At 60.0% G+C, this 19,564-nt stretch carries 19 protein-coding genes; 14 read left to right on the top strand and 5 right to left on the bottom strand.

Features of this window, described 5'->3' with window-relative positions; all coding sequences use genetic code 11:
- Window positions 1-9 precede the first annotated feature (9 nt).
- From AC07E3_RS07960 to AC07E3_RS07940, 5 genes are all read right to left on the bottom strand, one after another.
- Window positions 10-963 (bottom strand): dihydrodipicolinate synthase family protein, encoded by a 954-nt coding sequence (locus tag AC07E3_RS07960; RefSeq protein WP_336071099.1) that lies wholly within the window; start codon window positions 961-963, stop codon window positions 10-12.
- Window positions 964-1,099: 136 nt separating this feature from the next.
- Window positions 1,100-2,533, bottom strand: coding sequence for an NAD-dependent succinate-semialdehyde dehydrogenase (locus tag AC07E3_RS07955; protein WP_336071159.1), 1,434 nt, complete (start codon window positions 2,531-2,533; stop codon window positions 1,100-1,102).
- Window positions 2,534-2,648: 115 nt separating this feature from the next.
- On the bottom strand, window positions 2,649-3,563 hold the full coding sequence (locus AC07E3_RS07950; RefSeq protein ID WP_336071098.1) for an alpha/beta hydrolase: 915 nt from the start codon (window positions 3,561-3,563) through the stop codon (window positions 2,649-2,651).
- The gene (locus AC07E3_RS07945) at window positions 3,560-4,348 is read right to left on the bottom strand and encodes an alpha/beta fold hydrolase (RefSeq protein ID WP_336071097.1); all 789 of its coding nucleotides are present in this window, start codon (window positions 4,346-4,348) and stop codon (window positions 3,560-3,562) included. Before AC07E3_RS07945 ends, AC07E3_RS07950 begins: the two co-directional genes overlap by 4 nt.
- A gap of 47 nt (window positions 4,349-4,395) precedes the next feature.
- Window positions 4,396-5,718: an FAD-dependent oxidoreductase gene (locus AC07E3_RS07940; protein ID WP_478361053.1), complete on the bottom strand. Its 1,323-nt coding sequence runs from the start codon at window positions 5,716-5,718 to the stop codon at window positions 4,396-4,398.
- 3 nt (window positions 5,719-5,721) lie between these two features.
- On the opposite strand from AC07E3_RS07940, the gene AC07E3_RS07935 reads away from it, so the two are divergent.
- From AC07E3_RS07935 to AC07E3_RS07870, 14 genes are all read left to right on the top strand, one after another.
- Window positions 5,722-6,666 (top strand): LysR family transcriptional regulator, encoded by a 945-nt coding sequence (locus AC07E3_RS07935; protein WP_336071095.1) that lies wholly within the window; start codon window positions 5,722-5,724, stop codon window positions 6,664-6,666.
- A 170-nt stretch (window positions 6,667-6,836) separates the two neighbouring features.
- Window positions 6,837-8,006, top strand: a complete 1,170-nt coding sequence (locus AC07E3_RS07930) for an ABC transporter substrate-binding protein (RefSeq protein WP_336071158.1) — start codon at window positions 6,837-6,839, stop codon at window positions 8,004-8,006.
- 73 nt (window positions 8,007-8,079) lie between these two features.
- On the top strand, window positions 8,080-8,994 hold the full coding sequence (locus tag AC07E3_RS07925) for a branched-chain amino acid ABC transporter permease (protein ID WP_336071094.1): 915 nt from the start codon (window positions 8,080-8,082) through the stop codon (window positions 8,992-8,994).
- Between the two features lie 7 nt (window positions 8,995-9,001).
- Window positions 9,002-9,988 (top strand): branched-chain amino acid ABC transporter permease, encoded by a 987-nt coding sequence (locus AC07E3_RS07920; protein ID WP_336071093.1) that lies wholly within the window; start codon window positions 9,002-9,004, stop codon window positions 9,986-9,988.
- Entirely contained in the window at window positions 9,985-10,743 is a 759-nt protein-coding gene (locus tag AC07E3_RS07915) for an ABC transporter ATP-binding protein (protein ID WP_336071092.1), read from the top strand. The genes AC07E3_RS07920 and AC07E3_RS07915 overlap by 4 nt, the downstream gene beginning before the upstream one ends.
- Window positions 10,737-11,438, top strand: a complete 702-nt coding sequence (locus AC07E3_RS07910) for an ABC transporter ATP-binding protein (protein ID WP_336071091.1) — start codon at window positions 10,737-10,739, stop codon at window positions 11,436-11,438. The genes AC07E3_RS07915 and AC07E3_RS07910 overlap by 7 nt, the downstream gene beginning before the upstream one ends.
- The gene (locus tag AC07E3_RS07905; RefSeq protein ID WP_336071090.1) at window positions 11,425-12,255 is read left to right on the top strand and encodes an aspartate dehydrogenase; all 831 of its coding nucleotides are present in this window, start codon (window positions 11,425-11,427) and stop codon (window positions 12,253-12,255) included. The genes AC07E3_RS07910 and AC07E3_RS07905 overlap by 14 nt, the downstream gene beginning before the upstream one ends.
- A gap of 422 nt (window positions 12,256-12,677) precedes the next feature.
- Window positions 12,678-13,400 (top strand): GntR family transcriptional regulator, encoded by a 723-nt coding sequence (locus AC07E3_RS07900; RefSeq protein ID WP_478361050.1) that lies wholly within the window; start codon window positions 12,678-12,680, stop codon window positions 13,398-13,400.
- Between the two features lie 3 nt (window positions 13,401-13,403).
- A complete protein-coding gene (locus AC07E3_RS07895; protein ID WP_336071088.1) occupies window positions 13,404-14,435 on the top strand; it encodes an ADP-ribosylglycohydrolase family protein in 1,032 nt (343 codons plus the stop codon).
- The gene (locus tag AC07E3_RS07890; RefSeq protein WP_478361048.1) at window positions 14,435-15,412 is read left to right on the top strand and encodes a PfkB family carbohydrate kinase; all 978 of its coding nucleotides are present in this window, start codon (window positions 14,435-14,437) and stop codon (window positions 15,410-15,412) included. Before AC07E3_RS07895 ends, AC07E3_RS07890 begins: the two co-directional genes overlap by 1 nt.
- Window positions 15,413-15,430: 18 nt before the next feature.
- Complete coding sequence (locus tag AC07E3_RS07885; protein WP_478361046.1) at window positions 15,431-16,483, top strand: ABC transporter substrate-binding protein; 1,053 nt, start codon at window positions 15,431-15,433, stop codon at window positions 16,481-16,483.
- 38 nt (window positions 16,484-16,521) lie between these two features.
- Complete coding sequence (locus tag AC07E3_RS07880) at window positions 16,522-17,391, top strand: ABC transporter permease (RefSeq protein WP_336071085.1); 870 nt, start codon at window positions 16,522-16,524, stop codon at window positions 17,389-17,391.
- Entirely contained in the window at window positions 17,391-18,179 is a 789-nt protein-coding gene (locus tag AC07E3_RS07875) for an ABC transporter permease (RefSeq protein ID WP_336071157.1), read from the top strand. The genes AC07E3_RS07880 and AC07E3_RS07875 overlap by 1 nt, the downstream gene beginning before the upstream one ends.
- Window positions 18,179-19,240 carry an ABC transporter ATP-binding protein gene (locus tag AC07E3_RS07870; RefSeq protein ID WP_478361044.1) on the top strand — a complete coding sequence of 354 codons (1,062 nt, stop codon included), beginning with the start codon at window positions 18,179-18,181 and terminating at the stop codon, window positions 19,238-19,240. The genes AC07E3_RS07875 and AC07E3_RS07870 overlap by 1 nt, the downstream gene beginning before the upstream one ends.
- Window positions 19,241-19,564 lie beyond the last annotated feature (324 nt).

The raw sequence follows: 19,564 nt of genomic DNA, 5'->3' as shown, positions 1-19,564 counted from the left end.
ACCATTGCGTCACGGTTTTAGTCCGCTTGCTTCAAATGCTGCCCGCGTTCGGGATTTCTCCGCATCGGTTAATGGGAGAAGGGGTGCCCTGACTGCGCCTCCGGCCTGCCCGAGAAGTTCCTGCCAGTATTTCTGATGGGCGTGCGGCTTTTCGGCGGGGCGTGTATCTCGCAGAGCCTTCCGCACTGGGTCGAGGCTATCGCGAATCGCGCGGGCTTCCTCGCCGCGTCCGGCAAAGGCGAGATCCGTATATTCCCGCATCCGCCGGTCGTTCTTGGTCTGGAGCAGAAAGGGTGGCGATGAGCAAAGATAGAGCTGCCAACCGAGTTCCAGGATGTTGTCCAGCCATTCCTCTTCCGATGCGGTCGACACGATGATCCGATCGCCGGCGAGTTGCGTCAGCTTCCGGTACATGTCGCGCGGCACGGAGTATTTGATCGCAACAACGGTTTCGATGTCGGCGAGCCGGTTGCACAGTTCCGGGCTCATCAGATAGCCGCTGTCCGGATGGCTCCAAAGGGCAACGCCGATATCGACCTTCTCTGCAATCGTCCGATAGTAGTTGAGAAGGGTCTCGTCCTGGGCCTGGAAAAAGCTGAGCACGGGGGCATGTACGACGATATAGTCGGCCCCGCATTGCTGGGCATGCCGTGCAAGGTCGATAACCACATCCATGTTTTGATCGGAGCATGACATAATGGTCTGGGCACGCCCGGCGCAGGCCTCGACCGCCAGATCGAAACAGCGTTTGCGCTCCTCTACCGACATGGAGAAGGACTCGCCCTGCTTCCCCGCAATGAAAAAGCCGTCAATGCCGAGATCATCGATCCAGTGATCGATGTTGCGCTGAAAACCATTCTCATCGAGGCCCAGTGAGGGGGTGAAAGGCATCAGCGCCGCCGCCCAGATGCCCTTCATCGTTTCGCGGGCATGTTGCTTTGCGGATTCTCGGTCGTATTTCATCGGTCAGAAACCCTTGAAGATTTTTCTGGGAACACTGCCGCCACGGACATGGCAATAGTGCATTCCTTTTGAACTGCTCTTTTGTTTCTCGGGAAATGCGTTTGCAACGCAGCCCCCTGCAAAATCCGTTTCCCTTTCAGACACTCATGCGATGCGAAAGGTTCTTCACCACCGTGTAGTGGGTAAGCCCCTCAGTGCCGCCTTCTCTTCCGTAACCGCTCTCCTTGATGCCCCCGAAGGGCGTCTCCGGAACGGAGGCCTCAAGCGTATTGACGGACAGGTTGCCTGCTTCGATTTCCTCGGTGAGGCGGTCAACATTGGCAGCGGAGTCGGTGAAAGCGTATGCAGCCAGGCCAAAGGGAACCGAGTTTGCCTTCTCGATAGCTTCATCGAGGGACGCCACAGGGTTGATCACGGCCAGCGGGCCGAATGGCTCTTCCTGCATGATGCGGGCACTGTCCGGGACATTGGTCAAAACCGTCACGGGAAAGAAGTAGCCGCGGTTGCCGATGCGCTCTCCGCCCGCAACCAGTCGCGCGCCGGAAGCGACGGCATCGGCAACCAGCACTTCCATCGCTTCGATGCGGCGATGATTGGCAAGGGGGCCCATCTCAGTGCTTGCATCGAGTCCGTTTCCGATCGTGACCGCTTTTGCGCGCTCCACAAAGGATGCGGAGAATGCGTCGAACGATTTCTCGTCCACGAAGAAACGCGTGGGAGAGGTGCAGACCTGCCCTGCATTCCTGGCCTTGCGTATCGCGGAAATCTCACCTGCACGAGCCGGGTCGGTATCATCGCATACGATCACCGGAGCATGACCGCCAAGCTCCATCAGAACCGGCTTGATGTGTTGAGCCGCAAGTCCGGCAAGGTGCTTGCCCACCGCGGTGGATCCCGTGAATGCGATCAACCTTACCTGATCCCGCGAAATGAGGTACTCAGAGATGCGGGCGGGGACGCCGAATACCAGATTGAGCACACCTGCGGGCAAGCCCGCATCGTGGAATGCGCGTGCGATGTGAAGCGCACCCGCCGGCGTTTCTTCAGCAGCTTTCAGGATGATGGAACATCCGGCAGCCAACGCGCCCGCCACCTTGCGAGCCGGTTGGCTCATGGGAAAATTCCACGGTGAGAAGGCCGCGACCGTGCCGATGGGCTGGTGATGCACCACATAGCGGGTACCTGGTTCACTTGGGATGACACGACCGTAAGTGCGCTGAGCTTCTCCCGCGTCCCACTCAAAGAACTCGCAGCCGCGGATCACTTCGAGGTGGGCCTGTGCCAGCGGTTTGCCATGCTCCCGGGTGATGTCGAATGCAATCTCGTCTATCCGCTCGCGCATAAGTGCGGCGGCTTTGCGAATGATGCGCGCGCGTTGCGAAGGCGCGGTGCGACTCCACACTTTCAGACCATCGGCGGCCGCAGTCAGCGCATCATCGAGATCCCGTTCCGTTGCGACGGGGGTGGCGCCGATCACGCTCTCGTCTACCGGGTTCACCACGGGAAGAGTGTCGGAAGTCCTGCGCCAGGCGCCACCGATATAGAGCTGCAGGTCGGGATAGTTTGACATTTTTTCCTCGGCAACTTTGGTCCGGTTCAAATCAATGGGAAGGCCGTGAAACGGCACATAAGGTGGTCGGAAAGAGGGGTGTCTTGCGAAAGTCCGGCTCGGCTCGGCATCGTCTTCAGCCCCTCATGAGCTCGATCAGGGTCCGCGAAAGAACCGTGTCGGGGTCTGCCAGGTCGAGAACGACGTCGAAATGATTGCGTTGCGGAACCTCGATCAGTCGGCCAGGATGACCTGCGGCGCCCCAAAGGGCGTGATAGACACGGGATTGTCTGGCAAAGCCCGCGGGCTCTCCTGCCGCATAGGCGACAATGAGCGGGCAGCCGATGCGGGGCAAATGCTCTGCCGGGCTTAGATCGCTCACCTGCCGCGCGGTGAGTCTCATCCAGTCCTGCACGAATGACGCGGCTATGGGCGCCAGATGAAACAAGCCGCTGATTGCAAGGGCGCCCTTGATGACGTTCTCGGGAATATTGGCATCTGCGTGCCAGCCGCCCGCCAGCACGGCTCCCGTCAAGTGTCCGCCTGCTGAACTTCCCCCAATGAAGATACGCTGCGGGTCGATGCCGTAATTCGCACCGCGCCGCCACAGAAACGCTACGGCCTGACGAACCTCTCGCACGATCTCATCAAGCGAGGCCTCGGGTGCCAGGCGATAATCGATCGTCGCGGTTGCCAGGCCCTTGTCGGCGAGAGGATTGGCCATGAAGGCCGAATCCAGCTTCGACAATGCACGCCAGTAACCACCATGAATGAAGACGAAGACCGGCCTAAGCCGCTCACCCGGAGCCGCGGCGCCGAAGACATCCAGCGTCTGACCGCTTGTCTCGTCATATACGATATCCAATGCCGCAGCCGGTCTCGTCCGGGCGGGCTCTGAGAGCGCCCTGTAACGGGACATTTCAGCTTCGAAGCGCTCGGGTGTCACCGATGCCCGCGCATTGTAGTCACGATTGAGCGTCGCACGCGGCAGCGCACCTTCGGCGCGAAGCTCGCTGAGCACATCCGGAGGAATCTGAGACAGCACACTCATTGCAGGAACGTGCGAATTGTATCTGCCACAGCACGCGGCTGCTCGAGTGTCGGAAAATGGGTTCTTCCCTGCAACTTTGCAGGCTGGAACCAAGGATTGGACTTTGAGAATTCCTGCTGGGCGGCGAGATACTCCTGCTCGAAGGGTTGGGAGAAAATATGGGTGATGGGGCGGGTTTCAGCCATCGCCTTCATGCGGCACATGGGATTGCCCCACTTCTTGTAGGCCCGTTCGATTTCGCGCCCGGATCGTGCCCACATATCGTAGCCGAAGCCGCCCATCTCCAGATTAACGTGGTCGACAATATCGCGGTTGTCTGTTTCTCCTATCCAGTAGTTGAACAGATCCCGGCACCCGCCTTCCCATTTCTCCGGGTCCTGAATTTCTGCAATGCTGGTGTGGAAGGCCTCGCCCGGTGTCACCATGATCCAGTCGATCACGACGGAACACGGAATCCGCTTTGCGCCAAGCCGATCTGTCAATTCAATATTGGCCCACCCTCCATGAGAGGTGGAAACCGGCACCACTGTCTCCAGACCGAGTTCATCGACAAATGCGGCGACATCGGACGCAAGATCGTCGGTCGTGAAGTCGCCGTCATGGCTTCTCTCCTCGCCATGTCCGCGCCAATCCAGACGGATAACCCTGTGCGTCCGCGCCAGATCAGGTGCCAGATGCTTGAACAGCCTGTGATCTTGACACCACCCTGAAAGAAGCAGGATTGCGTCCCCTGAACCGGAGTCATCATATGTGAGGGGATTGGCGCCGATGCGTATTGATTTCAAAGGATTCCTCCAGAGTTTTCTTGAGCCAGAACTGAAGCCGGTTGCCGTCAGATCGCTTCAGCGGCGCCCGTTGGCACATGCATCGCGGTACGGAGGCGAAGCATTGCCAGTTCATGGGATTGACCCGTTATGGTCAGCACCTCGGAACGCAGCGAATCCGGCCACAGATTCATGTCGCCTTGGCGTTCCGACTGCTCCTGCGTGTGCTCGGTGAGAGGGCGTTCGCGCGCTTCCCACGCCCGAAGGGCGGACGGAATATCGTCGATCTCTGAGACGGCGACGGCAAGGCCAAGGGCGTTCATCAGCGCACAACCGCCGCCCTGACCGAGATATGGTGGCATGGCGTGAGCCCCATCTCCCAGTACCGCTGCTGATCCGCTGCTCCAGCTCTTGAGTTTCACCACTTCGAACGCATCCCACCGACCGGCATCGCCGAACCGCTCTGTGAGACGAGCGAGGTGAGGAAACGAAGTACGCCAGAGTTTTCGATCAGCCGGTACCCGGAGCGCAGCCTCGTCGTCTGCCGCGCAGCAAAGCGCGATGTAAAGGTCGCGTTCGCTTGCCGGCGTATAGAGAATGCGTCGGCTGCCGGAAAAATGCTCGATGTATTTGTCTTTATCCTCTGCGGGTAGATCGGTATCCGACCTGTCGACCAGTAGTCGCACGGCACCGTAGCCAAGGTCCTTGCGGTAGAGCAGAAGCCCCAGCGAATCTCGGACGGCAGAATTGATACCGTCGGCCCCCACGACCAAGTCGGCCGCGCGGCGCTCGCCGCCGGCCAACAGCAATTCACCTTCAGGTGTCGCGCCCACCACCTCCGACGAGGTGCGGATTTCAACCCCGTGTTCCCGACAGACGTTGATGAGGGAGCGCGTCAGTGTCTCACGCAGGATCGTAATAAGGCGCGCCGAACCTGGGCGATTGATCGGAATCTCTTCCATCACGCGATTTTCATGATCGCGCGTTTCGAACAGCGGGCCGATATGGGCTCCTGCCGTTGCCTCATCATACGCACCGATGGCCTTGAGAACCCGAAGCCCATTGCTCCAGATATAGATCCCCGCACCAAAGGTTCGCAGATCGGGCGCCCGTTCATGGACGGTCACCTGCCAGCCCCGCTGTGCAAGTGCCGCCGCTGCGGTCAGTCCGCCAATTCCCGCGCCCGCGATCTCGGCTCGGCGGAGCCCGGTACCTGAGTTCAGTTGTGCCAATGGTTGCTCCGGTTCTCGTGTCCGCACCGCGAAACGCGGTGGGACGTGTAAAATCCCGGATCGAGAATCCCGTGGCTGTGCTATTCTGACAAATGAATAGTTGCGAACTTGATATGAGTTATGCGAATAGCAAAGCAATTCACTTTCAGGACGCTGCACGCAATGAAGCTCCTTGCCAGCCGATTGACGATACGCCATCTGCGCATGGTCATTGCCATTTTGGAGGAGGGCAATCTGGTTCGCGCAGCGCGCCGCCTCAATATGACACAATCCGCAGTAACCAAGGCCTTGCAGGAGGTCGAGGCTCTTACCCAGGCAGTGCTTTTCGACCGAACCAACCGGGGAGTCGCGCCGACCATATTCGGTGAGACCCTGGCGGAGCATGCACGATTTATCGTCACGCAGCTCGATCACGCGGAGGAGCATCTGGCCGATCTCCGCGATGGCACGGGGGGACGGATTGCGATTGGCACGCTTCTGTCGGCCTCGGCGGAACTGCTTCCCGGTGCCATTGCGCGGCTCCGCCGTCAGCGTCCGCGTATTGTGGTGCGTATCGTCGAGGGAACCAATGACGTCCTGATCCCCGCACTCCGCAGTGGAGAGATTGATCTTGTCGTCGGGCGGCTTTCAGAGCACCGCGAACGGCAGGACGTTGAGCAAGAAACGCTGATGGACGATCTCGCCTGCATCGTCGTCAGAAGTGGGCACCCCTTGGCTCGAAGAAAAGCGCTCACATTGCCCGATCTTGTCGGATGGGACTGGATTCTTCCGCCGCAGGAAACCAGCCTTCGCCGGCAAGTCGATATGGCATTTCGCCAGCGGGGGCTGGAGCCGCCGATGCACGCTGTGGAGTCTGTCTCGCTGCTCACGAACAGGGGCCTTCTTGTGGGGGCGGACTATCTTGGTGTCTTGCCTGTCCAGGCGGCCAGACGAGAAGCGGCCTCCGGCGTTCTGACCATATTGCCGGTCTCGCTCGGCGCCACCCAGCGCTCGCTTGGGATCACGACGCGGGCCAATGCGCGGCTGACCCCTGCGGCAAAGGGCTTGATCGAAATGCTGCGGGAAGTCGCTGGCGAACTTACTCTCAGTCAGGCGACCTTCGACTGAGTGAGAGGAAACGCGGGGCGCTCTGTTATTCATTGCACTCATATCTGGATGAGGAGTTTTCCCTTTACGCGCGCACTGTTTGGCCCAAGCCTGACAGGTACGCCGTGAGAGAGGTGCGCAGAGAAGAACAACCTTCTGGCCGGCGGGGACCTCAACCAGGGGAGAATTCAATGAACTTCACGAAATTGGCAGCCGCATCGGCGATAGCACTCGCCTGCGGTGGAGCGGCCTGGGCAGAAAACGCAGTCAAGATCGGCATGATAACCACGCTCTCGGGCCCGGCGGGTTATCTCGGCCAGGATATTCGGGACGGCTTCCAGCTCGCGATAGATGCTGAGGGCGGAAAGCTTGGCGGCGTACCGGTCACGGTCATGGTGGAGGATGACGCGCTCAAGCCCGGCAATGGTCGCCAGATTGCAGACCGGTTTCTCAACAATGAAGGCGTCAAGCTTTTCACCGGAATTGTCTTTTCCAACGTTGCCGGTGCGACGGTTCCCGATATCGTCGACAACGATGCGATCTATATCAGTCCGAACGCAGCTCCTTCCAATTTCGCGGGCAAGGAATGTCACGAAAACTACTTCGTGATCTCGTGGCAAAATGACAGCCTGCATGAAAGCGCCGGTCAAAACGCCACCGATCTCGGTTACAAGAACGCTTTCGTGCTCGCGCCGAACTATCAGGCCGGCAAAGATGCGATCTCAGGCTTTAAACGCTTCTTCCGGGGCGAGATTGTGGGCGAGGTTTACACCCGCCTCGATCAGACGGACTTTGCGGCAGAAATGGCCCAGATCCGTGATGCTGACCCGGATGTGGTGTTCCAGTTCCACCCCGGCGGTCTCGGTATAACCTTCCTGCGCCAGTACCAGCAGGCAGGGCTTCTCGAAACCGTTCCCATGGTGGTCGCCGAGCCTTCTATGGACGGTGTCATTCTCAACGCTGTTGGTGATGCCGCCGTAGGGATCAATGTTTCCAGCCACTGGAATACAGACTTCGACAACGAGGCCAACAGGACGTTTGTCGAGGCCTGGACTGCTGCCTACGACCGCCCGATCACCTATTATGCAAGCCAAGGCTACGATACGGCTTTGGCTATCGCGTCGGCTCTGAGAACGACTGGGGGAAATCTGGGCGATCTGGCCGCTTTTCGGGAAGCGTTGCGCGCGGCCGATTTCCAGTCGGTCCGCGGTGAATTCTCATTCGGTCCCAACCAGCACCCGGTTCAGGATTGGTTTGCACTCAAGGTCGTTGCGGACGAGGACGGAAAGCCCGTTCTGAAAACCGCAAACAAGATTCTCGATGACCACGCCGACGCCTATGCGTCGGAATGCTCGTTGTGACGCACCACATCCCCGCGCGACCGGATCGGCGTGCGGGGTCTACATTCTTCTTACCAACGTCACGATCGACACAATGACCTTGTTTCTGGAACAGACGCTCAACGGGCTTCAGTTCGGCGTCATGCTGTTTCTCATGGCTGCCGGACTTACGCTGATCTTCGGCATTATGGGCATCATCAATCTGGCCCACGGCTCAATCTATATGGTCGGCGCCTATGCCGGAACGCTGATCATCAACGCGACTGGCTCGTTCTTGCTGGGAATACCGGCAGCGCTGACCATCGCTGCACTCGTCGGCATCGCCATGGAACTCGCGGTGATCCGCCGGCTATACCGACGCGACCATCTCGATCAGGTGTTGGCGACGTTCGCAGTAATCCTGATCCTGAATCAGGTGATCACCATCCTGTTTGGGCGTCAGCCGCTTTTTGCGCCTATGCCCGGTTTTCTGATGGGGTCGGTGGAACTTCTGCCCGGACTTTCCTATCCGATCTATCGGCTGGCCATCATTCTTGTCGGACTTGCCGTGGCAGGTGGCCTTTATGTCCTCATCAACCGCACTCGAATTGGCATGCTTGTTCGTGCCGGTTCCACCAATCGCGACATGGTGCGGGCACTCGGGGTGGACATCAGGTTGCTCTACACGGTGGTCTTCGGTCTGGGAGCTCTCCTCGCGGGGCTGGCGGGCTTGATGGCCGGGCCCATTCTTGCGGTTCAGGTGGGCATGGGCGAGCAGATTCTCATCACAACGTTCGTCGTCGTGGTCATCGGTGGGGTCGGCTCCATCAAGGGAGCTTTCTACGCAAGCCTCATCATCGGCGTGGTGGATACGCTTTTGCGCGCCTATCTCCCCGGTTTTCTTCGGCAATTTATGGTCGGATCCGAGGCCGATGCACTGGGAGCCGGCATCTCTTCAATGGGAATCTATCTGCTCATGGCGCTCGTACTTCTCGTGAGGCCGAAAGGCCTCTTTCTTGCCAATAGCTGAGGCACCCATGTTCAAACTGAACCCCGGCAGGCCATTTGCTGCAATCATTGTGATGGCCGTTCTCCTGACTCTGCCTTCGGTCGCGGATGCGGTCGGGCAACCCGCGCTGACATCCATGGCTACCCGAATCCTCATATACGGTATCGCTGCGGCGAGCCTGAACATCGTGCTTGGCTACGGCGGCATGGTATCGTTCGGACACGCTGCCTTTTTCGGTATCGGCGGCTATGTGGTGGGTATTCTGTACGCCCACTATGCATCGGGTGATCCGCTTTTCGGCATCATACCGGGCACGAACCAGCTTCTGATAACCCTGCCTGTCGCAATCCTGGTAGGCGGTCTCGTCGCATTTGTTGTAGGCAGCCTGTCGCTGCGAACCAGCGGTGTGCAATTCATCATGATCACGCTTGCCTTCGCACAAATGATCTTTTTCCTCTTCGTCTCGCTGAAATCCTATGGTGGCGACGATGGGTTGATCATCCGCCGCACCAATGAGGTTCCCGGTCTCAATATGCGGGATAAACACACAGTCTATTACGTCTGCCTCACCGCCGCTCTCGTATTCTTCTTTCTGCTCTGGCGCTTCGTGAATTCACGTTTCGCCAATGTTCTGCAAGGATTGCGTCAAAGCGAGAAACGCATGGCGTCCATCGGACTGTCGGCTTATCGCTACAAGCTCGCGGCCTTTGTGATCTCGGGCATGGGAGCAGGGCTCGCGGGCGCGCTGATGGCCAACTTCCTGCGCTTTGCCAGCCCTGACATGCTGCACTGGACCAAGTCCGGCGAGCTGATGGTGATGGTCATACTCGGGGGTGTGGGAACCCTGTTCGGACCCCTGGCCGGCGCGGCGGTGTTCATCATGCTTGAGTCATTTCTGGCGTCCTGGACCGAGTACTGGCAGCTCGGCGTCGGTATCGTTCTGCTGGTCGTCGTTCTGTATACCCAGGGCGGAATACAGGCTCTGTTTCAGCGGCTTACGGGGGAGCAAAAATGACCGCTCCAATCCTTACGGTGCGTGGACTGGTCAAACGGTTTGGCGGGCTACTTGCCACAGACGCGGTGAATCTCGATGTGATGCCGGGCCAGATTCACGCGCTTATCGGCCCCAACGGGGCCGGAAAGACCACATTGATATCCCAACTGGCCGGTGAGTTGCGCCCCGACCAGGGAACCATTCAGCTTTGCGGTCATACCATCGATGCGCTGCCCGCTTCTGCACGTTCTGCGCGGGGATTGGCACGCACATTCCAGATCACCTGCCTTCTTCCGGAATACTCGGTTCGGGCAAATGTGGCGTTGGCCATACAGGTTCGACAGGGCCACAGTTTCCGTTTTCTCGGCGATGTGCGTACAGACCAGCGGCTTCGGGATGAGGCCGACACGCGGCTTGCTGAAGCTGGCCTGGCCGAACGCTCCGATGAAATCGTCAGCAACCTCTCCCATGGAGAACGCAAGCAACTGGAACTCGTCATGGCTCTGGCCACTCAACCGCGCCTGCTGCTCCTCGATGAGCCGATGGCAGGGCTTGGTCATGCCGAGAGCCAGCAGATGATCGAGACTCTCCGTAACTTGAAGGAGCGTGTGCCCATGCTGCTTGTGGAGCACGACATGGATGCTGTTTTCCAACTGGCCGACCGCATCTCCGTGCTGGTTTATGGCCGGATCATCGCCTCAGGAACGGTTGATGAAATCCGTGAGAATGCGGACGTCCGCAAGGCCTATCTTGGAGATGGAGATGAACCATGCTGAGCGTTCATTCCCTCCAGGCTGCCTACGGTGCCAGCCAGGTTCTGTTCAATGTCTCTTTCGAGATCGCGGATGGTGAAGCCATAACGCTTCTCGGGCGCAACGGCATGGGCAAGACGACGACAATCCGCACGATCATGGGATTGCTACCGACGCTGGGCGGCGAGATTCGCATGAATGAGCGGCCAATCACCCATGCGACACCAGAGATGGTGGCGCGTATGGGCGTTGGCCTGGTGCCCGAAGGAAGACAGGTGTTTCCCACACTGTCCGTGCGCGAAAACCTTGTGGCGACAGCCGCCAACCGATTGGGCCGCAGCCGCCCATGGACCCTGGAGCGCATCTACGAGATATTTCCACGCCTGCGCGAGCGGGCGAACCAGTCCGCCGCAACGCTTTCAGGGGGTGAACAACAAATGCTAGTGATCGGGCGGGCACTGATGACCAATCCAACACTGCTCATCCTTGATGAAGCGACGGAAGGGCTTGCCCCGGTGATCCGCGCGGAAATCTGGTCATGCATCAAGCGGCTGAAAGCGGATGGCCAGTCACTGCTTCTCATCGACAAGAACATTCACGTTATGAAGAAACTTGCAGATCGCCATTTCGTTCTGGAGAAAGGGCGCACCGTGTGGTCGGGGAACACCGCCGACATCGAGCGCGATGCCGAACTGGTTCACTCTTATGTCGGAATTTGATGCCAAGCCCCGATCGCCTCTGCGTATTGTCCTAATTGGCTGGGGCGCAATAGCGCGCCGGGTGGCAACCCTGCTGCAACAACGCGACCGGCGCGATATCTCGATCGTAGCAGTTGCCGTGCGCGACACCTCCGCCCCGAGAGATGGACTGCCCAGCGGGGCTCCACTGATTGCAAGCCCGTCAGATTTGGAGAACATCGAGTGTGATCTGGTGCTGGAGGCAGCAGGGCGCGACAGCGTGGAGCCATGGTGCACGGCGGCATTGACTTGCGGCTGTGACTTTGTGGTTTCCTCAACCAGCGCATTCTGTGATGAAGCCCTGCTACAACGCCTCAAAACGCTGGCCGAGAAGCGCGGTTGCCAGATGATTGTGCCGCCGGGAGCGATTGGGGGCATAGATGTCCTTTCTGCCGCTTCAGTGTTACAGCTCGAACGTGTTGAGCATGTCATCATCAAGCCACCCGCCGCCTGGTTTGACACCCCTGCGGAAGCCGTGATTGATTTTGACGCGGTGCGGAAACCAACCGTCATCTTCAGCGGGTCCGCACAAAAGGCTGCACGGGCATTTCCTCAGAACGCCAATGTAGCTGCCATCTCGGCCTTGGCAGGTATCGGACTGGAGCATACGCAGGTCACACTGATTGCCGATCCCGGCGTTTCACGCAACGGCCACCGTATCGTAGCCTCCGGACTCTTCGGGCGACTTGAGATGTCGATAGAGAATGAGCCCTTGGCCACCAATCCCAAATCCTCTGAACTCACAGCATTAAGCCTGATCCGCGTGCTCGAGAATCGTCTGGAACCGCTGGTGTTATAAGATTGTGCCGGACTGACTGCAGGGGGTTGTGGCTCTATTCAACCGTTCCAGCACCAACGCCATCCCAGTTCGGGCGCTGACGGTCGATAGCAATGAGGTGCTACCACGATAAGTGCTGAAACTGACGGTTCCGTCATCGAGCGCCGAGCCGGTAGCTCGTTGGCGCCACATTCAGCATGCCAATGGGAGTTTGGCTATTAGAACAGATGCATTATCGGCGCTCCACATACGTTGAAAATCCACAATCTGGGTCTCATCTGCGCTCCTTCGTCACTCCGACGAGACCAGAATCCTCCTTAATCACAACCTCAAATCTGTACCACGGGCGCTGACGGTCGACAATAGAAGCCAAAGACGTTTGACTATGCACACTCACACTGATATTGAACAAGATTAAACAAGTTTAATGAACAGGACTGGATATGGCCCGCCGCCTACACCGGGCAGCCGGAACCGCGAAGCCGGAACAGATCGCCAGTGAACTGGAGCACGAAATCCTCTCCGGCGCGCTCGGCTTTGGCGCGCGCCTTCAGAGCGAAAACGAACTCGTCCAGCGCTTCTCTGTCAGCCGCAATACAGTGCGCAAAGGTTTGGAAGAGCTCTCCAACCGTGGGCTCATCACAACGCGCGTCGGCATAGGTTCCTTCGTCACCTTCGACGGCAAGACGATCGACGACGCGGTCGGCTGGTCGAAGGCGCTCGCCAATGCCGGTGCCAACGCGCAAACGCGGACCTTGCGCCTCGAAGTGATCGAAGACGGGGCTCTCGCCACGCAGCTCGGCATCGAAGAAATGTCCTTCATCGCACTCGACCGCGTGCGCAGCGATGCAGACAACGGCCAACCGATCTCAATCGAACGCAGCCGGCTGCCGCTCTCGCCCGAGCTCGAGGAGGTTCCGCTCAAGGGGCTGCGCCACGGCTCCCTGCATCGCACACTGCGCGCGGCCGGACTGGTGTCGCATCATGGGGAGGAATGGGCCGATATCGAGATGCTTTCCACAGAAGACGCGGCAATCCTAGGCTGCGCGGCGGGCGCGCCATTCCTGCGCACACGCCGGCTGACGCGCATGAGCGACGGTCGGCCGATCGAGTTCGTCACCAGTCTGCTCAACCCGGCGCATTTCGCGTTGCATCTGGAGTTTTGACGAATGTCCGCGCGAGAGGAGATGCTCGACCGTGCATGGACCGCGCTCGCTGCGGGGGCAATCGGCGATGCGCTCGGCATGCCGACGCAGTTGCTTACGCCAGCCGAAATCACTGCACGCTACGGCTTCGTGGACAGTTTCGTCACACCGAACGAGGATCATCCCGTCTCACGGGGCCTTGCCGCAGGCACAGTTACTGACGACACCGAGCAGACGCTGCTTCTGGCGCGCTTACTACTCGCCTCACCGGAACATTTCGACCATGCAGGCTGGGTGAGAGCACTCGTCGAATGGGAGCGTGACGTCAAGGCGCGCGGCAGTTACGACCTGCTCGGCCCCTCGACCAAACGTGCGCTCGACGTCATCAATGCCGGTGCAACACCAGCCGAGGCCGGCCGTTTCGGCACGACAAACGGGGCGGCCATGCGGATTGCACCGGTGGGAATATTGATGCCGCAGACGCCGCTCGAAGCGCTCGTCGACAAAGTCGCCGAGACCTGCCTCGCAACGCACAACACGCCCAGCGCGATTGCCGGCGCTTCGGCTGTCGCCGCAGCAATCAGTCAGGGCATAGCCGGCGGCGACTGGCCCGCTGCAAGGGCACGCGCACTCGACGCCGCCACCCTCGGGGCCGCACACGGGCACGCCGACGACGGGCCGGAATTGCGCGAGCGCATCGCCGAAGCGTTGCGTTTGGTCAAAGGCAAGAACACGGCTGAAGCCGCCCATGTGATCGCCAACGAGATCGGTACCGGCGTGGCGACCAACGAATCGGTGCCGGCCGCCTTTGCCGTCGTCGAGGTCGCGGGCGGTGATCCCTGGCAGGCCGCCGTGCTCGCCGCCAATCTCGGCGGCGACACCGACACAATCGGCGCGATCGCTGCCGGGATGGCCGGCGCCTGCACTGGCAGTGCCGCGCTGCCAGAAGACAGGCTCGAGGCCTTGCATGGCTTCGACATTGCCGAAGCCCACGCGCTCGCCGGCGAGCTGATCCGCGCTCGCCTTGTCGTAGCGGACGGACGGGAGGTTGCCTGATGGGACGCCTCGTTCATGCCGGCAGTGCCGTAGTCGACCACATTTATCTGATCGACCGTCTGCCCGCGCCTGGCGCAGAGAAGATCGCACATCGTCACTGGCGTACGGTCGGCGGCGGATTCAACATGATGGCTGCCGCTCGGCGCGCCGATATGAAGGTGGCTTTCGCCGGACGACATGGCACCGGCCCTAACGGCGATATGCTCCGCAGCGCCCTTCTTTCCGAAGGTATCGATATTCTCGCCGATCCATTTCCCGAAACCGACACCGGCGATTGCGTGGTCCTCGTTACCGACGACGCCGAACGCACCTTCGTGTCCTCACCCGGTGCCGAGAGTGGGCACACGGATGACGAGCTCGCATCCATAACGCTTGAAGCCGACGACTGGGTTTTCGTTTCGGGCTACACTCTGAGCTACAGCAACAGCCGCGACGCCCTGGCGCGCTGGATCGAGGCGCTTCCAGCCGCAGTGCCCCTCGTCTTCGATCCAACGCCCGCAGTGGAGACGATCCCACGCACGCTGCTTGAACGCGTCCTGGCGCGCACCACATGGCTGAGCTGCAATCTAGCCGAGGCAGCGGTCATCGCCGGCATCAACACTCCCGGCGAAACGCTCGCCCGACCTGTCCTCGCGCTCTGCCCTCAGGCAGCAGGTCTCGTCTTGCGCTCCGGACCGACCGGCGCGTGGCTTTGTCTTAAAAGCGGCGAGAACATCCCGGTGCCCGGCTTCAACGTGACCGCCGTCGATACCAACGGTGCCGGGGATACACATATCGGTGCCTTCGTTGCGGCGCTGGCCCGCGGCGAAAAGCCGATGGACGCCGCGCGCTACGCAAACGCGGCCGCAGCCCTTTCGGTAACCCGGGCGGGCGGCGCGGGCGGTCCGAGCGATCAGGAGATCCGCGCCTTCCTTGAAACGCGACAAGAGGAGGCCAAAGCCGACCAGACGGGTGGGAGGAAAACGGCCCGACTTTAACGACAGAGAGGAACGACCATGAAGAGATACATCGCACCCGTTTTCACGACCAGCGTGCTGGTCGCACTGACTTCGACGGTTTCGGCCGCCGAGCTTCACGTACTGAACTGGAAGGGCTACGGCGCAGACGAGCCTTGGGCTGTCGCAGCCTTCGAGGAGGCGACCGGACACACCGTCGTGAACGACTTCTTCAACTCCGAGCAGGAGATGCTGACGAAGCTGCGCACCAATCCCGGACTTTACGACGTCGTCATGATTAACGCGGCATTCATGGAACAGGCGCTCGACGAGGAGCTCGTCCAGTCAATCGACGTTGGTAATATTCCCAATGCGGCTGATATCGGCGAGGATATGGCGAATTCACCGATGCTCAACCGGGGCGGCGATGTCTATGGTGTGCCATGGGTCTGGGGCCTGACGGCGCTCGCCATCAACACCAATTCCTTCGAAACACCGCCCACCTCTATCGAGGTGATGTGGGAGGAAGCATATAAAGGACGCGTCGTCATCCGCGACGATGCCGTCGAGGCGATTCAGTTCGGTGCCATCGCAACCGGTCAGGATATCAACGACGTCCAGGACATGGATGCCGTGCGTGAGAAGCTCGTCTCGCTGATGCCGCAGATCCGCACCTTCTGGAGCTCGGAGAACGACTGGAACCAAATGCTCGCCGCCGACCAGATCGACGTCGGTACTTATTGGTCGGGTTCGGCCGACCGAGCTGCCACACAGTTCGATCTCCCCGTGCGGCTCGTCGTGCCGGAGGAGGGCGCTGTCGCCTGGCTCGACAGCTTTGCCATTCCGACCGGATCCGACAATGTCGAGGGCGCACAAGCCTTCATCAACTACATGCTTGATCCCGGGTTCTATGTCGAATGGGTGACGAAGGTGGGCGCTCCCGTCTCGGCCAATGAGAAAGCGCTTGCCGCCCTTCCCGACGATGCCTTCAATCGTGCGGTAATGGGCGATCCCGCCCTCGCCGAGCGCATTCAGTTCCAGGAACCCGTTACCGACGAGCAGCGCGAGGCTTATCTGGCAATGTGGCAGGAGATCAAGGTCGGCGCCCAGTAGCGGACGTTGGCACGGGCGCATTGCGAGGGAGGGGAAGCATGGCCGATCGGGCATCACCGGGACGAAAGAGCGGCATCGTGCAAGCCCTTCCGCTGCTTGCACCAGCCTATCTGTGGTTGACGGTAGCGATTTTTCTGCCGCTGTCAGCCATGGCCTTCTTCTCCTTCATGACCGACATGCCGCTCGCAGGCCGCAACTGGGCGTTCACGCTCGAAAACTACGCCGCCTTTTTTTCGCGCGACCTCTATATTGCTTTGCTCGGGGCTTCACTGCGGTTGGGGCTCGAAGTCACGCTCTGGTGCGCGGTGATCGGCTTTCCCGCCGCCTATGTTCTGGCCAAGGTCCTGAAGGGCCGCGCCCGCGAGGCTATCTTCCTCCTCGTCATATTGCCCTTCTGGTCAAACGGGCTTGTGCGCATCTTCTCATGGGCGATGGTGCTGAGGTCCGGCGGTTTCGTCGACCGCGCCGTCCAGGCGGTGGCGCCGTTTCCGGTCGAGTTCGATCTGATGTTCTCCTATCCCGCTGTCGTTATCGGCCTTGTCCACTCCTACGTGCCCTATATGGTTCTGACCTGCTATCTGACCTTGCAGGCGATCGACGATTCGCTGCTGGAGGCAGCGCGCTCGCTCGGCGCTTCGCGCATGCAGGTGCTGCGCCGGCTTGTTCTGCCGCTGGCACTCCCGGGCCTGACCGCCGGCGCCGTGCTCATTTTCGTACCCGTTGTGGGTGCCTTCATGGAGCCGCGCATCCTGGGTGGGCGCACCGGCACCTTCTACGGCACCGTCATCGAAGATCAGTTCGTCGCCGTCTTCAACTGGCCGCTTGGCGCTGCTCTTTCCTTCATCCTTCTGGCAGTGGTGCTCGCCATACTCGCCGTGTCGGCGCCGATCTCAAGGAGGGCCGCATGATGAAAACGACGCGCTTTCTCGAAACACTCGGGCGGAGCTATGTCGGCCTACTGCTCGCTTTCCTCTACGTGCCGATTCTTATAATGGCAGCGATGTCCTTCAATGCCTCGCCGTTCTACCAGCTTCCATTCGAGTGGACGACGAAATGGTACGCAGATCTCGCCGCCAACGCACAGCTTATCCAGGCGACTTGGAACAGCGTTCAGATCGCGCTGACCACAACCGTGATTGCCACCACGATTGGCACGGCCGCGTCGATTGCGCTCTTTCGCTACGATTTCAAGGGCAAGAAGATCTTCGAGGCACTGCTCTTTCCGCCGATTGCAATTCCCTGGCTGATAACCGGCACGGCGATGCTGATCTTCTTCTTTGGTGTCGGTATCGGCCGTGGCCTGCACGCTATCCTGCTCGGCCATGTCGCGCTCGCCCTGCCCTATGTCATCATTGTCGTTTCAGCGCGGCTGAAAACCTTCGCCCCCGAACTCGAGGAAGCCGCCCGCTCGCTTGGTGCCAGCCAGTGGCAGGTGACGTATCGTGTGACACTACCCTGGATCATGCCGGGCGTAATCGCCGGCGCGCTTTTCGCTTTCGCCGTTTCGTTCGATCAGTTCGTCGTATCCTATTTCCTGTCGACGCCGGGCGAGGCGACGCTTCCCGTCGAGATCTACGCTGCGATCCGCAAGGGCTTCACACCCGAAATCAACGCCGTGTCGACGATCATCATTACCGTGTCGATGAGTCTGATGCTCTTTGCAGCACGCTTCTTCAGTTTCGCAGGAGAGAAATAATGGCGGAAGTCCGCGTCGAATCGATCTCCCGCAGCTTTGGAGCCCATAAGGCGCTTGACGACGTCTCAATTGCCTTTTCCGATGGCGGCTTCTATGCCCTGCTCGGCCCCTCGGGCAGCGGCAAGACGACGCTTCTGCGCCAGATCGCCGGCTTCGACTTTCCCGATCAGGGGCGTATCCTCATCGGCGGCGAAAGCGTGGAACGTGTGCCCGTCGAAAAGCGCCGGATCGGCATGGTGTTCCAAAGCTACGCGCTCTTTCCCAATATGAGCGTCGCCGACAATGTCGGCTTCGGCTTGTCGGTGCGCGGCGAAACGCGCGAAACCATTCGCACAGAGGTCGCGCGGGTGCTCGATCTTGTCCAGCTCAGCGAGCTCGGCGGGCGCCGCCCGCACCAGCTTTCGGGCGGTCAGCGCCAGCGTGTCGCGCTTGCGCGCGCCATCGTGACCCGTCCACGCGTCCTGCTCCTCGACGAACCCCTGTCGGCACTCGACAAGGCGCTTCGCGTCGACATGCAGATGGAACTGAAGCGCATCCAGCGCGAGATCGGCGTGACCACCATCTTCGTCACGCACGACCAGGAAGAGGCGCTGACGATGAGTGACAGGATCGGCATCCTGCGCAATGGGAAACTGGTGCAGGAAGGCCCACCCGAGGAGATCTACGATCGTCCCGCGAGCAAGTTCGCGGCAACCTTTCTGGGCGATGCCAACATATTGCAAGGCATTGCCACAGACGGCGGCGTCCGGCTCGCCGACGGGACGCTGGTGCTCGCTGCAAACGGGGCCGCGCGCGCCAACGGCCCGGCAATCTGCGCGGTTCGCCCGGAGCGCATGATGATCGCACGCGCCGGCGCGGCAGCAATGCCGGAGGCTATGAACCGCCTTGCCGGGCGGGTTTCTCGGCGGATCTTCGCCGGCGATACGAGCACCTATTTCGTGCAGACCACCAGCCAAGCGATCAAGGTGCACGTCCAGAACGCCGGTCAGGAGCGGCTTTGCGAGGGCGACGAGGTCGTCATCGGCTGGCCATCGCAAAGCACCGTTCTCATCACCGAATGAACCCTCATTCCGGCATCGTGACTTTTTGCCGAACAGGTACCTTATTTGCGATCCAGCAAGCGTTTATTTTTGCAGTGGAAAGTATCATTCCGGTAGGGCTCTTCGCATGAAAATCCGTTCACGGCAGAACCCGAAATATCCAATAAAATCAACTAGTAATATGTAAAGCGGGGAGGGGCCGCCTTCGGTGCAATTTTACAGGACACCGATATGGCGGGAAGTCACACTCCAAAGAGCATCTGGCTTGCCAATCGCGGACCGAAAAGTAGCGCCGCCAATTCGACGTGTATCGTACGATGGTCGACCTCGAATGCGTGGGCTCGA

The sequence above is a fragment of the Nitratireductor lacus genome, assembly GCF_056431025.1.
This window is presented reverse-complemented; position numbering and strand designations above follow the sequence as displayed.

What these genes read in the sequence shown, in the direction of transcription:
- AC07E3_RS07960 (WP_336071099.1), bottom strand. Translation starts at nt 963, where the DNA reads ATGAAATACGACCGAGAATCCGCAAAGCAACATGCCCGCGAAACGATG.
- AC07E3_RS07955 (WP_336071159.1), bottom strand. Translation starts at nt 2,533, where the DNA reads ATGTCAAACTATCCCGACCTGCAGCTCTATATCGGTGGCGCCTGGCGC.
- AC07E3_RS07950 (WP_336071098.1), bottom strand. Translation starts at nt 3,563, where the DNA reads ATGAGTGTGCTGTCTCAGATTCCTCCGGATGTGCTCAGCGAGCTTCGC.
- AC07E3_RS07935 (WP_336071095.1), top strand. Translation starts at nt 5,722, where the DNA reads ATGAAGCTCCTTGCCAGCCGATTGACGATACGCCATCTGCGCATGGTC.
- AC07E3_RS07930 (WP_336071158.1), top strand. Translation starts at nt 6,837, where the DNA reads ATGAACTTCACGAAATTGGCAGCCGCATCGGCGATAGCACTCGCCTGC.
- AC07E3_RS07925 (WP_336071094.1), top strand. Translation starts at nt 8,080, where the DNA reads ATGACCTTGTTTCTGGAACAGACGCTCAACGGGCTTCAGTTCGGCGTC.
- AC07E3_RS07920 (WP_336071093.1), top strand. Translation starts at nt 9,002, where the DNA reads ATGTTCAAACTGAACCCCGGCAGGCCATTTGCTGCAATCATTGTGATG.
- AC07E3_RS07915 (WP_336071092.1), top strand. Translation starts at nt 9,985, where the DNA reads ATGACCGCTCCAATCCTTACGGTGCGTGGACTGGTCAAACGGTTTGGC.
- AC07E3_RS07910 (WP_336071091.1), top strand. Translation starts at nt 10,737, where the DNA reads ATGCTGAGCGTTCATTCCCTCCAGGCTGCCTACGGTGCCAGCCAGGTT.
- AC07E3_RS07905 (WP_336071090.1), top strand. Translation starts at nt 11,425, where the DNA reads ATGTCGGAATTTGATGCCAAGCCCCGATCGCCTCTGCGTATTGTCCTA.
- AC07E3_RS07900 (WP_478361050.1), top strand. Translation starts at nt 12,678, where the DNA reads ATGGCCCGCCGCCTACACCGGGCAGCCGGAACCGCGAAGCCGGAACAG.
- AC07E3_RS07895 (WP_336071088.1), top strand. Translation starts at nt 13,404, where the DNA reads ATGTCCGCGCGAGAGGAGATGCTCGACCGTGCATGGACCGCGCTCGCT.
- AC07E3_RS07890 (WP_478361048.1), top strand. Translation starts at nt 14,435, where the DNA reads ATGGGACGCCTCGTTCATGCCGGCAGTGCCGTAGTCGACCACATTTAT.
- AC07E3_RS07885 (WP_478361046.1), top strand. Translation starts at nt 15,431, where the DNA reads ATGAAGAGATACATCGCACCCGTTTTCACGACCAGCGTGCTGGTCGCA.
- AC07E3_RS07880 (WP_336071085.1), top strand. Translation starts at nt 16,522, where the DNA reads ATGGCCGATCGGGCATCACCGGGACGAAAGAGCGGCATCGTGCAAGCC.
- AC07E3_RS07875 (WP_336071157.1), top strand. Translation starts at nt 17,391, where the DNA reads ATGAAAACGACGCGCTTTCTCGAAACACTCGGGCGGAGCTATGTCGGC.
- AC07E3_RS07870 (WP_478361044.1), top strand. Translation starts at nt 18,179, where the DNA reads ATGGCGGAAGTCCGCGTCGAATCGATCTCCCGCAGCTTTGGAGCCCAT.